Raw genomic sequence first — 14,164 nt, forward strand, 5'->3', positions numbered from 1 at the left:
CGGATGGTAAAACACCAGGTACAACAGAAGTAGATGTGACAGTAACATATCCAGATGGCACAACAGATCACATTAAAGTACCAGTAACAGTCGGTGAAGAAGCAGACAGCGATTCAGATATGGGAATGGGTTCAACTGATTCAAACAACAATGATGGAAACGGCATTGCAAAAGCTGCAACTACAGATGATCATGATAAATCAAATAATGATAAGAAATTACCAGACACTGGTGAACAACCAATAAATAACGGTGCTTTATTCGGCGGTTTATTTGCTGGAATTGGATCATTATTCTTACTTGGTCGTCGCAAAAAAGACAACAAAGAAAATAACTAGAATTATATAAATGAAATTTTATGGCTGGGGCAAATTTTTTGTCCCAGCCTCTATGATTTTTAGGATAGTGTCATAATTTTCATTAATAAAATAGATTTAGGCTAGTTTTTATAAAAGTTAATACAGAAAGGTATGTAATGAATGGATATATCTAATCAACTAAAGAATTTATTCAATAGTCATTCAGATGCAGAAAAAATTTTTGTTAGTATTGGTCATCCTTCCCAAAAGGCTTTAGTAAAAATGTTTAAATCACATAATGATGACCGAAATATTAAAAAATATATAGAAGCATTTCGAAAAAATACTGGTAAAAAAGCCGAATGGATCAAAATAGATTTCGTTACATCAATTGAAAAAATTAAATATGAACAATTAAAGCATGATTTAACTCATACACGTAGAAATTATGTAGAATATGGCTTTTCATTAGATAATAATTGGGAGTTAGAATTCTTACCTGAAGAAATTAATAACAATGCATTTATAAGACCAGAACCTAATAGTAAAGAGCTTTTCATGTCTGAGAAGAACATTAACAACTATATTAAAAAGTATAAAAGAATAAGAAAATATTTCACACATCGTAATTATGAAAATGAAGATGTTTATAAGTTCTACACGAAAAGCTATTTTATTGAAAAAGATCAACTTATTGAATTAGAAGAAAAGGGATATCGTAAAGGTCTAAGAAAAATTGATAATATTAATGAAGAAATTGATCGATTAATTGAGACAAGTACTCATTTTTTGAAAAATCAAATTCAAGATAACGGAAAGTATATTTATGGTTATTTTCCACATTTCGATAAAGAAATAGGATTTTATAATAATTTACGTCATTCATCATCAACATATGCATTAATAGAAGGTCTGAGTTATTTAAATGAAGATGTGACGATTGTAGAAAAGGCGATTGATTATTTAATCAAACATTATTTATTTGAAGTTGATGGTGCGGGATATATTTTTGATGATACTGAAGGTGTGAATGAAATAAAATTAGGTCAAAATGCTGCATTTATCTTCGCGATTTGTGAATATTTAAAGCACGTACCTGAGAAAAATCAATATTTAGAAGCTGCACAGAAAGTTGCTAAAGGGATATTGACGATGATTGATGATCAACAACAAACGATTCATGTATTAAATTATCCTGATTTAACGACTAAAGAACAATTCAGAATTGTATATTATGATGGTGAAGCTGCTTTAGCATTATTAAGACTTTATCAAATTGATCATAATGAAGAATGGGTGAATACTGTCAAAATGTTATTCGAAATGTTTATAGAGAAAAAATATTGGAAATATCATGATCACTGGTTAGGATATTGTACAAATGAATTAGTACAAATTGATCCACAAGAGAAATATTATAAATTTGGCATTCAGAACGTATCGAGTTATTTAGATTATATGCAACAAAGGGAAACGACATTCCCAACATTTTTAGAAATGTTAATGGCGACTTATCACTTAGTCGAAAAAGCTAAAAAGACAGGATATGCTGAACTTGTTGAAACTTATTTAGATGAAGAAAAATTCATTAATACAATACATTTAAGAGCTGATTATGAAAGAATAGGCTACTTTTATCCTGAAATTGCAATGTACTTTAAAAATCCAGCACGCATTGTGAATTCTTTCTTCATTAAGCATCATGGGTACAGAGTAAGGATTGATGATATTGAACACTATTTATCAAAGTATGTTCAATATCAAAAAGTATTTAGCACTAAAAAAACTAATATTTATATTTAAATTATAAGTATTACTCGTATAAACCTTCTTATTTAAATAATTATAGGAAGACTATGGTATATATTTCATACTATCAAATTAATATAATATAATATTTAATACTAGGATTGATTCCAGTCCTGGTATTAAATATTAAAATGTAATTAATAATTAGAATCTAAGTTGTTGAAAAATAATTGTAAAAAAACATTGTGGAGGTTTATTGATATAATTTAAATATTTTTTCCTTTTAAATTAAATGAAATCACTTAATCCCTCAATAAATTAGTAATATGAGCATCAAGCCTTTTCATCAAATGTATAAAATTAGCTTTTTCTTTATCATTATAGATGATTAAAAGTTCATCTATAATTTTTGAACATTCTTCTTGTACATCATTAATCATATTCTCCCCTTTCTTAGTTATAAATATATACGTTTTTCTTTTGTCATCAATTTCCTTTTTTTTCTCTAGAAATCCTAAATTTATTAATTTATCAATTAATCTACTTAAGTTCCCTTTATCATCATTAAATTTTATGCTTAATTCATTTAAGTTTAATCCATCATGAAATTTAATAAAATATATCAATTTACATACCTTAACTGAATATCCACAATTATTAGTTGTTTTTTTAACTAGTGAATCAACATTTTCATTTAAATTGAGAATAGTGTTTCTAAATTCAATTTTAAATTGAGTTTCTTCTTTAATAACCATAAAAACAATCCCTCTTTCTATTGTTAATATAAGTAAAGTATCTTTTATAAAATAATTTTACCAAAATATGACAATTAAATAAAGGTTAAATAAGAAATTTATAAAAAAATATTGTTGTTTTATACAACATTATATAAATTATATTTTGGACAATTGTTTCGGTGGTTTTATAATTATTATAGTGTATAATTTTAGCAGAACTATTGATAAGGGGAACTCATCGAGAGATGGCAAATAAGATAGTTTTAGTACTCTGTAATTTTAGGTATAAGGTATATTATAACCGTTTTAGTCTACCCAGCCATACACAACCAGTATTCTGTAACTAATAGTTATAGTTAATATATGTTGAATGTCTCTTAATTCTTTATCACCCATTAACTGCTTAACTGTTTCATATAAAACTAATGCAGCATAAAAAAACCAATGTCCTTAACACTTAAATCTAAGTCATTACCTTGTTTTTTGTTCTTGCTTAATTTTTTTAACCATTTAGATTAAGTTTTCTACTACTTTTGAAATTACTACTACATAATTGAAATGTAACTTATATGTCCCTTTAATTAAGCACTATCTTATAAAACTTGACATTAAAAAGCACCACCCAATGATATGTGAACATTCCTATTCATTGGGTGGTGCTTTTTGTATGTTTAATTAAAAGAATAATGAATTTATGACTTTAAAAAATGAGGAAAATAATTGAAAGATATCTCCAGACATAAGATACAACCACCTTTCTTTTTATACATGTTTAAATTTAATCGTTTTGAGTTGAAGTGAGTGTTTCACTTTGAACTAAATCATCAGCTAAATCGTACCAGAATTGTTGTAGTTCTTTTTGATTACGATTTGTATCTTTACTATCTTGACCCACAAAATCGACATGATCCCAGTCGTGTTTTGTTGGTGTTACTTGCCAGATACCTTTTTGATTAACATCTGTTGCTTCTGTATAAGCTTGATTAAATGGATGTTGAGATGAAATTACAGAAACAAGTCCATCGTTTTCTCTCCATTCTTTCTCTGGTGCTTTACCAATGACATTTGCCGTAGCTGTGAATGGTAAGAAAAGATTATAGTCCGCTTTATATTTACCCGATAATGTAGGGTGTGTTGCTTCACCTGTATACGTTTTGTATACGATATTAGGATTGAGTGATGTTTTACGATTAAGATCTGTGGCACCATCACGTGTTAAATCGTAAAAAGCATTATCTTTTGTTTGCCATAGTTTAGAAGTTTTAGCTCGTGAAAGGTATGATAAATAAGATTCTCCAGGTTGTTGTATTAAACCCCATTGAGATAGACCGAAGTCTACACGAGAGTATTTATTACCAAGTTTTTTACCTAGATCAAACGCAATTTGACGAACAATGGGCTCATTACCCAATTTATCAGAGGCGTGTGTACCATTATGTGGTGTACCTAATGTCGTAATTGAGGAAACCATATTATCGTGCCCCCCTTGTAATAAAGGAGAAATATCGCCACCATGTGTCTTTTGATATGCAATTTCTTCTTTACTACCATTTCTTAATAATTCTTCTAATTGACGAATAGTTTGACCGCCCATACTATGTCCCACTAGATGTACTTTTTGGTCAGGTTGCCAATCTTGATAAACGCCTTCATATGTTTTGCCATAACGTTCATGTCCATATCTTTCAGCATGAGCAGCACCATAATCTACAGTACCACCTTTAATGTAATAATAAAGCTCTACCGCTCTATCATAGTTACTACCAAATGCACTAATACTTGCTTCATAAGAATTATATCCATTTTCCTCCAAATATTGTCGGATATTTAGTTTGTCTCCACCCCAATAGTGTGATAAGACATTGGGGTTAATATCATCAGTAAAGCCATTAAAACCATGAACAAGAATAATAGGATCTTGATTTTTGTACTGGGTTTGTTTAGCAACTTTATTAGTCTGATCTTTAGTTGTTGATGAAGATTGTGTTCTATTTTGATTATTTACTGTGGGAACTGTATTATTTTTTAGTGTATCTAAATCGGTTTGTTCATCTTTTTGATTTTTAGCGTCTTTGTTTGCGAGTTTTTCATTGGCTATACTATTATCTGAAATGTCTTCAGTATTCATGTCTGCACGTGATGTCATTGATGTTTTGATATCTTCTTTTTCAGTCTTATTTAGTGTTTTCTTTGTTCTGTCTGCTAGTATTTCAGCATTTGCGTTAGTTTCATTTGATGACGCTTTATTAATTTTATTTCTTTTTAATTCAGTAGATGTATCATCTTTTTTAGGTACGTCGTCTTGTTTTGGTGTTTGAACTTTAGTAATAGATGCATGTTCTTTTGTTTCAACTGAAGGTGTATACTTTTGAGATATTGTATTTTTAGTACCAGATGATGCAGTTAATTGGCCTCTTGTAATTTCTTCTTTTGATATTTCAGGCTTTTGAGAATTGTTGTTTTCATTATCTGATGATGTAGCTTCTTGAGATGATTGATTTTGGGAGTTTGCTTTAGAATTTGTTTCAGCTACTTGCTGCGTTTTAACCGTCAATGGCTCTGTAGTTAAATTTTGTTCAGGATTAGTCATTTCATTAATTGAGATTGTATCTTTGGTGTCGTTCTCTCTCTCAATTGGTTTATTTTTATTATGTATGCTTAACGAATTATCAATTTCATCATTATTATTTTGTGACTCAGTAGTTGATGATTCTGTTGATGAAACCTTTTCTATATGGGTGCTTTGATGATTATACCCAATAGATTGTACTGTTGCTGTATGAGAATTCCCCACTTCATGTTTTGTTTCTGCTGCTTGTGCAGTGAGACCTCCCATGAATAATAATGACGTTACTAAGGTAGATGCTAGTCCTACACTAAATTTACGAATACTATATCTATTTTGACTTACCTTCATTAATATCACCTCTATTAATTATTTTTAATATAAACTATATAAAAATATTGATAATTATACGTGGAATAAATCCAAAAATCTTACTAAATACCACTCCAATATTATCCAAAGTAATCATCCTTTCATAACTTATAAAATTGTAAACGCTTTCAATAACGATGAAAAAAATTTACTATATGTAAAATAAAATACATATGAGATAAACAATCAACGTTGTTGATTAAAATTAAATAAATTATATCGATATATGAAAGCGTTGTCAATAATTTATTTAAACCATATAAGGAATATGTATTTTAAAGGCATATAAAATTAATGCGGATAATAAAATATGGAATAAAAGTATATAAATATAACAATGTGTCTACTCTTAAAAAATATTAAATTTATGTATTTAGATATATATTTTTTTAAGTAGAGCATCCAAATAGAATAAACTGAAAGAATTCATAAATGAATCAACAAAAAATATTTACCGATTAGAAATATACTATAAATTATAATAAGGATGTAAATTCAATTTACAAAAGTTCATTTATTAACGCTAAGAAATTATAATTTTAGGGTTATAAAAGTTACGTATCTATAAATCAAATTAATAATCGTCTCACCTTCATCATTATAGTGTTCAACCTCAATAGCATTTGTAATTATTTCGTGGAAAAAGGTTATTCTCTACTATGCTAGGTTAAATATAAATAGTAATTGTACGTCATCTGTTTTAATACTTATCAGATTATTAAAACAAAGATATAAAAATTAATATGTAAAGTAAATAATATTTCTTTCACTATACTAGAAGTAAACCTTATAGAATTAAATCCGCTCATTGTGGCTTCAATTCTAAGTAATGCTTCTTTTTCAGTCCATTTGTTATACCATGGATCTCCCTCATAAGCTGAAACTAAATTTTTAGCACAAGCAGTATAGTCTTTATTTTGAATACTTCTAAATTTCATATACATCCCTCTTTTTGATTGTATATATTTTCTGTTATTACTGTTTTTTATCTAGTATTTCTTGTAATGGTGTTTGTTTTTGATTAAGTACCTTTTCTAAGTCATTGCTATATAAATTTAAATGATTTTCTTTTATGTCTTTTTGTATAGCTAAAGTAAAATCGATAAGGTCACTAGGTAGATTAGATTCTTCTAAGATTTTTTTGTTTTCCTTTTCGTTTACATTTATCAGATTAATATTTAAATCTAATATTTTTCCTAATTCTTCATAGGTAATAGGTGTACCACCTAATTCATATATTTCTTGCTTAGGTGCTAATTCTGATATTATACGTGCAGCTGCAATTGCATAATTTTTTTAAGAGCCCATCCTACTTTTCCATTACCAGCTGAATGTTTGAAGTCTTCTCCTTTTTTTGCAGCTTCTAATAAAAGAAATTCGTTTTCAAGATACCAGTTGTTTCTTAAAAATGCGTGTTCGATACCTGATTCTGAAATTAATGTTTCTGTTAGTTTGTGGTCAGGAGCGATTATAGATTCAGATTCTGTTGCATTAGATGCTGAAGTATAAGCAACAAAACTTACGTTTGACTCTTTTAATGCTTTTACTACATTTTCATGTTGTTCTTGTCGCCTTTCTAAATTTCCAGAAGATATAAATAAAACTTTATCAATGCCTTCAAAAGCTTTAATCAATGATTCTAAATTAAAATAATCTGCTTGTCGTATTTCTACTCCTAAATCAACTAAAGATTGTGCTTTATCAAGGGAACGAACAGTAACGGATACATTGTCTACTCCTACTATTTCAACAAGTTCTTTTGTCGCTATATTTGCTAAATCTCCAGTTGCGCTTGTTATTAAATATTTCATTTTATCTTCTCCTTTTTTATTACTTATTCTATTAATTTACTCGTTTTCTTTAAAAATCAAAGCGTTTTGCTTGGGTTTTTGATTATGATTAGTGGCAATAGACATTTATATTAGATCTACAGAGCAGACAAAGAAAGAACATGCATTTATGCCGAGAAAATTTATTGAAGTTGAGAAGAATCCTTAACTAAACTTGTAGACGAATGTCGGCATAACGTGAGCTATTTAGCCGACCATTCAACAAGTTTTGGGATTGTTAAGGGTCCCGAGGCTCAACGTCAATAAAGCAATTGGAATAAAGCATCTATAATTATTTGAAAATATAAGTTACAATATATTCAAAAATATTTTTGAATGAGGTGTAATTGTGATTCAGACTATTGTAACTGCTGCTATTCTTTATATTGCCACTGCAGTAGATTTATTAGTGATTTTATTAATATTTTTTGCTAGAGCAAAGACTAGGAAAGAATATCGAGATATTTATATTGGTCAGTATTTGGGTTCTATTATTTTAATATTAGTTAGTTTGTTTTTAGCTTATGTATTAAATTATGTTCCTGAAAAATGGATATTAGGATTATTAGGATTAATACCGATTTATTTAGGTATTAAAGTAGTAATTTATGATGATTGTGAAGGAGAAAAAAGAGCTAAAAAAGAATTAAATGAGAAGGGGCTATCAAAATTAATTGGTATTGTTGCTATAGTAACGATAGCAAGTTGTGGTGCTGATAATATTGGTTTATTTGTTCCGTATTTTTTGACATTAAGTGTTGCTAATTTATTAATTACTTTGTTTGTCTTTTTAATTTTAATTTTCTTCTTAGTATTTACCGCACAAAAATTAGCTAATATTCTAGGAGTTGGGGAAATTGTTGAGAAATTTAGTCGTTGGATTATGGCTGTTATTTATATAGCTTTAGGTTTATTTATTATTATTGAAAATGATACTATTCAAACAATTTTAGGTTTTATATTTTAATTTAGGGTGTGATTTTATATGAGTTATGAAAATGCTTGTGATGTGATCTGTGTACATGAGGATAAAGTTAACAATGCTTTAAATTTTTTAGAAGATGATAAATCTAAGAAATTACTTACCATTTTAGAAAAAATTTGTGATGAGAAGAAATTGAAAATCATATTATCTTTGATTAAAGAAGATGAGTTGTGTGTTTGCGATATTTCTTTGATATTGAAAATGAGTGTTGCTTCAACTTCACATCATTTAAGGCTTTTATATAAAAATGACGTACTTGATTTTTATAAAGATGGAAAGATGGCATATTATTTTATTAAAGACGATGAAATAAGAGAGTTTTTCTCTAAAAATCAGGAGGGTTTTTGAAACGAGTTCCTTCTTGTCTTGATGTGGATCGGGATTTTTGTTGTAGTTTTTATCTTACTATTTTGGAGAAAAGAAAAATAAATAGATCACGTATTTATACAGAGAAAATTTATTGATGTTAAGGGTTCCGAGGCTCAATGTCAATAAAGCAATTGGAATAAAGTAATAAATTTAAGGAGTGTTATTGTGGAATTTTTAGGTATTGAATTAGCACAATTTTCAGCATTTATGATTGCTGTTGTAATTATTATTATAGCTCCTGGTCCAGATATGTTTTTTATTTTAAGTAGGAGTATTTCAGGAGGTAGGAGATTAGGATTTTTAACAACTTTAGGGATACTACTAGGCGTAATGTTTCATATCTTTTTAGCTGCTTTGGGTATATCTTCTATTTTGATGGCTTCATCGTTAGCATTTCAAATCGTTAAATATATTGGGGCTGTTTATCTTATTTATTTAGGTGTTAAGAGGTTTAGAGAGAAAAGTTTTTTTGATACTAATATTGAACAAGTACCTGTTTCTGGTAAATCAGCGTTTATACAGGGAGCTATTACAAATGTTTTCAATCCAAAAGTTGCATTGTTCTTTTTAACGTTTTTACCTCAATTTGTTAATGAAAATACAGGTAATATCTTTATTCAATTTGTATTTTTAGGCTTTTGCTTTGCCTTTTCAGGATTTATATTTGATCTTATTTTATCTTTCTTAGCGAGTTCGATAATTAGTTATTTTGCTAAAAGTAAAATTGCTATGCTTTTACAGCAAAAAATTAGTGGTGCTATTTTGGTAATATTAGGTCTATTTTTAGCTTTAGAAAAAAGCTAATTTTTTTGTGATTTTGTAACGAGTTTCTCCTTGATAATCAAACATAATGAACAATATATAGAAGTAATTTAGGTAGAGTTATTTTTCATTATAAATTATGCTATAATCTTATTAGATTTGGTTACTTCCCCTGATTTAATCAAATTATAAATAAGTCTCTATCATACACCTCACTAATGTGGGGTGTGTTTGTTTAATAAATGACAAAGTTCAATGATTTTAGAAACATGTTCATTACTAGCGGAGTATATATTTAAAAGAATTTATATGTTAATGTGTATGTAGACATATTAAACACAATTATGCGGAGAATCTACTCGATTATTTGAGTAGATTTTTATTTTGATTAGAGTGTCCAAAGTGATATACTTAATATAGTTTAAACCTATATCTCTGTTTTAGATTTAAACTCATATTTGGTAATACCTTTTTCACCTCACTAATTAGTGAGGTGTTATTGTTTATAGGATAAAGAAATGATATAGTAGTTAGATGAAACTGTGTTACCCTAAAACACTTAACCTCTACACAATGCCATGATGTGGAGGTTTTTTTATTGATTAATATATAATGATGTAGTATTACTATATATGAGTACATTTTATGTACTTAATTTTCATATACAATAATCCATTAACTTACCCTATCATTTTTAATGATAGGGTAAGTTTTTCAATTTTATATTGCTATATTTAGAATTGTTTGGTAGTTTGGTTATACGAGGAAGGGCTTAACATCCAATTTATCTTTCCTTGTAGTTAAATGATTTATTTCGCTTTACCACTCTAGATCTCTTCCTAATAACTAGAGTGGTTTTTGTATGAAAAAAACTTTTAAATGAATACTAGATGTTAGATTATGTACTATCATTTTTCCAATTATGTTTTAATAAAAAAGCCCCGTTATGGGGCTTTTTTATTCCTCTATTATTTCGTCTATATCTTCAATCTCTGTCACATCGACATTATCTTCTTCAATAATAGAATCTAGTCTTTTATGAATCTCATCTTCAGTCCAACCTGTTTCTTGAAGTGGTTTACTAATTTTCATGATTTGTTCTTCTTAGTATGATATTTCACTCGTTTTTGCAGAAATATTAAATACTTATCGTTTGAAATTCACTATGGTTTATGAATTAAAAGTCTCAAATGTCATTTCATACAAATCTTTATCATCTAAATTAACAAACTCCTCAATATTTACTCTATATGTGATACTATTTTGCTTTTTAGAGATTTGGCTAAAATATTTTATATTTATATACATATTAGTTGTATAGCCATTATTCTTAATTGTATCTTCAAACTCTTCAAACGCCTTTTTATTAATAGGCATTAAATAAAATTTATTACTAGGCAAAATATTTATATGTTTTTCTTGTAAAATTTCATTTTCATTTTCATCTAAATAAACTTTTATATCAATATTTTTAGCAGTCCCACCACCTAAATTTTGTAGTTTAAAAGCAGTATTTACATAGTCAGTATCAGATTCAGTTAAATTCTTTAATTTCAAACGTTGAGTTTGTTCAATAATAATCTGATCGAAAGTCAAGAATGGTATAAAAGAAATCTTGATTTGTCTTATTTGTATCATTACTGAAACGAAATATAAAATCGCCATAATAAATGTTCCAATTGAACCAATTGCTTGTAAAATATTTAACATTAAATTCCTCCTTATAATAACTTATTTCTACTCTACCTATATAATACAAGCTATAGTTAATAATATAAAATAAATGATGTATAATTGCGTTATCATTTTAGTAATTCAGGTTTTAAAAATAAAGTTATAAATTAGAAAATCATCAATAATTATTATGATTTAAATGTCTCTAAATATATTTAAGTGATAAGCCAAACCACTCAATATACCGTTATCTTAATAATTTAGAAGACAAGGGAGAGTAAAATTAATGAAGATTATCTAACTAGTTTTTCTGTAGCACACATAAAGAATTTACACAAATGTATGATTAAAACTAAAAATGGAAAATTAAAAGAGTTAACAAACGAAATATAAGGAGCCCTTTATGAATAAATATACAAACATTTTTTTGGTAGCATTAAAACTTGGTTTATTATCATTCGGTGGACCTACTGCCCATTTAGGTTATTTTTATGATGAGTATGTGAAGAAAAGAAAGTGGCTTGATGAAAAAGAGTACTCTGATTTGGTAGCACTATGCCAGTTTTTACCTGGTCCTGCAAGTAGCCAAGTAGGCATTGGTATTGGAACTATGAGAGGAGGAATCATAGGAGGTATTATCTCATTTATAGGATTTACTCTTCCTTCTGTAATTATGCTAATGATATTTTCAATGCTATTTACAAATAGTGATGCGAATTTCACTTGGATACAAGGTTTAAAACTAGTAGCTGTTGCTATTGTAGCTCAAGCTATTATTGGTATGGGGAAAAAATTAACAAATACTAAAACCACTATTACGTTGGCATTATTTGTACTTATATTAGCATTAGTAATAAATAATCTTTATATACAAGTTATTGCACTATTAATAACTGGTGTATATGGTCTTATCTTTCTAAGAAAAGATACAACATCTAGAAATAAAATAAAAAACAAAACATTTAACTTACCTAAAAAATTAGGTTTAGTTTCTTTATCATTATTCTTTTTACTCTTAACTATATTACCTATAGCTAGTTCAATAACCAATAATCTATGGTTAAAAATGTTTGATAGTTTTTATAGATCGGGTTCTTTAGTTTTTGGGGGAGGACATGTTGTCTTACCTTTATTGAAAAATGAGTTTGTACCATCAGGTTTGATATCACCAGATAACTTCCTAACTGGTTATGCTGCTGCTCAAGCTGTGCCCGGTCCATTATTTACGTTTGCTTCCTATATTGGTATGTCTATAGAAGGAATTTCAGGGGGAATTTTTGCTACTATTGCTATTTTTCTACCTGCGTTTCTTTTGCTATTTGGAATTTTGCCATTCTGGGATAATATTAAGTCTAATATATATGCTGAAGGCTTTTTAAAAGGTATAAGTTCGGGCGTAGTCGGCATTCTTATTGCTGCTTTTTATAATCCAATTTGGACGTCAACGATTAAATCAGAATTAGATTTTGCTTTAGGTAGTCTATTGTTCGTATTATTAATGTATTTTAAATTTCCTTCTTGGTCTATTGTTTTAATAGGTATTATTTTAGGTATTCTATTTTATTAGTCTAATTTAAATAAAATAATTTAGAAGTACAGTATTAAAAGGTATTTATTTGAAAACCACTTTAAAAGAGCATACTATTAAATTAGATTAACTAAGGAGGTTTTATTAATGAGAGCAGCAGTTTGGTATGGTAAGAAAGATGTACGAGTTGAAGAGCGAAAATCTAAAGATTTAAAAGACAACGAAGTCAAAGTTAAAGTGACTTGGGCTGGAATTTGTGGTACAGATTTACATGAATACTTAGAAGGTCCTATATTTATTTCAACAGATAAGCCAGACCCATTTCTTGGTCAAAAAGCTCCTGTTACATTAGGACACGAATTTGCAGGCATAGTAGATGATATTGGTTCTAAAGTTACAAAATTTAATAAAGGCGATCGTGTTGTCATTAACCCTACAGTTTCAAATCGTAAAAAAGAAGAAAATATTGATCTTTATGATGGTTATTCATTTATAGGCTTAGGTTCTGATGGTGGGTTTGCAGAATTCACAAATGTCCCAGAAGAGAATGTTTATGAATTACCCGATAATGTTTCAGATAAAGAAGGGGCTCTCGTAGAACCTACAGCTGTTGCAGTTCAAGCAATTAAAGAAGGGGAAGTTCTATTTGGCGATACAGTTGCTATTTTTGGTGCTGGACCAATTGGTTTATTAACAATAATAGCGGCCAAAGCAGCTGGTGCTAGCAAAATATTTGTTTTCGATTTATCAGAAGAACGACTTAATAAAGCTAAAGCAGTAGGCGCCACTCATACTATAAATTCTAGTGAATCAGATCCAAGTGATATTATTAGTAAATACACTGATAACGGCGTTGATGTATCATTTGAGATAGCTGGTGTAGCCCAAACACTTAAATCAGCAATAGATGTTACTAAAGCAAGAGGTATTGTTGTTATAGTTTCTATATTCGGCCATCCTATTGAATGGAACCCAATGCAATTAACGAATACAGGTGTAAAACTTACTTCAACAATTGCTTATACACCTACTACATTTCAACAAACGATAGATTTGATTAATGAAGGTAATTTAAAAGTAAAAGATGTCATCACTGATGAAATTGAGTTAAATGATATTGTAGAATCAGGGTTTAAACAACTTGTAAATGATAAATCACAATCCAAAATTCTTGTTAAATTATAATATAGGTTATAACAACTAATGAGTTTACTACCTCACTTTTATCAATATATATAATAGATCAACTGACTACTAAGTGTTTAGCCATCTCTCAATCCTGAAATAAGACTGT

Annotated in this window: 13 protein-coding genes; 7 read left to right on the forward strand and 6 right to left on the reverse strand. The window is 28.4% G+C overall.

From position 1 onward, the window contains the following. Both LQ675_RS11840 and LQ675_RS11845 read left to right on the forward strand, forming a co-directional pair. Window positions 1–338: Rib/alpha-like domain-containing protein (locus tag LQ675_RS11840; RefSeq protein WP_239732948.1), on the forward strand; the 338-nt coding region annotated here is incomplete at its 5' end. Between the two features lie 141 nt (window positions 339–479). Beyond that, complete coding sequence (locus LQ675_RS11845) at window positions 480–2,102, forward strand: poly(glycerol-phosphate) alpha-glucosyltransferase (protein WP_239727544.1); 1,623 nt, start codon at window positions 480–482, stop codon at window positions 2,100–2,102. A 248-nt stretch (window positions 2,103–2,350) separates the two neighbouring features. Here the strand turns inward: LQ675_RS11845 and LQ675_RS11850 are convergent, their stop codons facing one another. The 4 genes from LQ675_RS11850 to LQ675_RS11865 all read right to left on the reverse strand — a co-directional run bounded on the left by LQ675_RS11850 (window position 2,351) and on the right by LQ675_RS11865 (window position 7,534). Next, window positions 2,351–2,803 (reverse strand): MarR family winged helix-turn-helix transcriptional regulator, encoded by a 453-nt coding sequence (locus LQ675_RS11850; RefSeq protein ID WP_239724304.1) that lies wholly within the window; start codon window positions 2,801–2,803, stop codon window positions 2,351–2,353. A gap of 760 nt (window positions 2,804–3,563) precedes the next feature. Continuing rightward, the gene (gene lip, locus LQ675_RS11855) at window positions 3,564–5,702 is read right to left on the reverse strand and encodes a YSIRK-targeted triacylglycerol lipase (RefSeq protein ID WP_239727560.1); all 2,139 of its coding nucleotides are present in this window, start codon (window positions 5,700–5,702) and stop codon (window positions 3,564–3,566) included. 731 nt (window positions 5,703–6,433) lie between these two features. After that, complete coding sequence (locus tag LQ675_RS11860) at window positions 6,434–6,661, reverse strand: hypothetical protein (RefSeq protein WP_239727562.1); 228 nt, start codon at window positions 6,659–6,661, stop codon at window positions 6,434–6,436. Between the two features lie 327 nt (window positions 6,662–6,988). Beyond that, window positions 6,989–7,534, reverse strand: a complete 546-nt coding sequence (locus LQ675_RS11865; protein WP_239727566.1) for an NAD(P)H-binding protein — start codon at window positions 7,532–7,534, stop codon at window positions 6,989–6,991. Between the two features lie 367 nt (window positions 7,535–7,901). Here LQ675_RS11865 and LQ675_RS11870 point away from each other — a divergent pair, with 367 nt between their 5' ends. From LQ675_RS11870 to LQ675_RS11880, 3 genes are all read left to right on the forward strand, one after another. Further along, complete coding sequence (locus LQ675_RS11870) at window positions 7,902–8,519, forward strand: CadD family cadmium resistance transporter (protein ID WP_239727569.1); 618 nt, start codon at window positions 7,902–7,904, stop codon at window positions 8,517–8,519. An 18-nt stretch (window positions 8,520–8,537) separates the two neighbouring features. Then, window positions 8,538–8,885 (forward strand): ArsR/SmtB family transcription factor, encoded by a 348-nt coding sequence (locus tag LQ675_RS11875; RefSeq protein WP_065381430.1) that lies wholly within the window; start codon window positions 8,538–8,540, stop codon window positions 8,883–8,885. Window positions 8,886–9,071: 186 nt separating this feature from the next. Next, window positions 9,072–9,710 carry a LysE family translocator gene (locus LQ675_RS11880; RefSeq protein ID WP_239727573.1) on the forward strand — a complete coding sequence of 213 codons (639 nt, stop codon included), beginning with the start codon at window positions 9,072–9,074 and terminating at the stop codon, window positions 9,708–9,710. Between the two features lie 915 nt (window positions 9,711–10,625). Here the strand turns inward: LQ675_RS11880 and LQ675_RS15010 are convergent. Beyond that, a complete protein-coding gene (locus tag LQ675_RS15010; protein ID WP_255307886.1) occupies window positions 10,626–10,760 on the reverse strand; it encodes a hypothetical protein in 135 nt (44 codons plus the stop codon). A 78-nt stretch (window positions 10,761–10,838) separates the two neighbouring features. After that, window positions 10,839–11,378, reverse strand: a complete 540-nt coding sequence (locus LQ675_RS11885; RefSeq protein WP_058611737.1) for a hypothetical protein — start codon at window positions 11,376–11,378, stop codon at window positions 10,839–10,841. A gap of 367 nt (window positions 11,379–11,745) precedes the next feature. Here LQ675_RS11885 and chrA point away from each other — a divergent pair, with 367 nt between their 5' ends. After that, window positions 11,746–12,909: a chromate efflux transporter gene (gene chrA, locus LQ675_RS11890; RefSeq protein WP_239727576.1), complete on the forward strand. Its 1,164-nt coding sequence runs from the start codon at window positions 11,746–11,748 to the stop codon at window positions 12,907–12,909. 108 nt (window positions 12,910–13,017) lie between these two features. Beyond that, window positions 13,018–14,055: a 2,3-butanediol dehydrogenase gene (locus tag LQ675_RS11895; protein WP_239727578.1), complete on the forward strand. Its 1,038-nt coding sequence runs from the start codon at window positions 13,018–13,020 to the stop codon at window positions 14,053–14,055. Window positions 14,056–14,164: the final 109 nt, after the last annotated feature.

It is taken from the genome of Mammaliicoccus sp. D-M19 (assembly GCF_022386695.1).
Lineage (GTDB): Bacteria > Bacillota > Bacilli > Staphylococcales > Staphylococcaceae > Mammaliicoccus > Mammaliicoccus sciuri.

Coding starts and splice junctions, on each gene's coding strand:
- LQ675_RS11850 (WP_239724304.1), bottom strand. CDS start 2,803: ATGGTTATTAAAGAAGAAACTCAATTTAAAATTGAATTTAGAAACACT.
- LQ675_RS11865 (WP_239727566.1), bottom strand. CDS start 7,534: ATGAAATATTTAATAACAAGCGCAACTGGAGATTTAGCAAATATAGCG.
- chrA (WP_239727576.1), top strand. CDS start 11,746: ATGAATAAATATACAAACATTTTTTTGGTAGCATTAAAACTTGGTTTA.
- LQ675_RS11875 (WP_065381430.1), top strand. CDS start 8,538: ATGAGTTATGAAAATGCTTGTGATGTGATCTGTGTACATGAGGATAAA.
- LQ675_RS11885 (WP_058611737.1), bottom strand. CDS start 11,378: ATGTTAAATATTTTACAAGCAATTGGTTCAATTGGAACATTTATTATG.
- LQ675_RS15010 (WP_255307886.1), bottom strand. CDS start 10,760: ATGAAAATTAGTAAACCACTTCAAGAAACAGGTTGGACTGAAGATGAG.
- LQ675_RS11845 (WP_239727544.1), top strand. CDS start 480: ATGGATATATCTAATCAACTAAAGAATTTATTCAATAGTCATTCAGAT.
- LQ675_RS11895 (WP_239727578.1), top strand. CDS start 13,018: ATGAGAGCAGCAGTTTGGTATGGTAAGAAAGATGTACGAGTTGAAGAG.
- LQ675_RS11860 (WP_239727562.1), bottom strand. CDS start 6,661: ATGAAATTTAGAAGTATTCAAAATAAAGACTATACTGCTTGTGCTAAA.
- lip (WP_239727560.1), bottom strand. CDS start 5,702: ATGAAGGTAAGTCAAAATAGATATAGTATTCGTAAATTTAGTGTAGGA.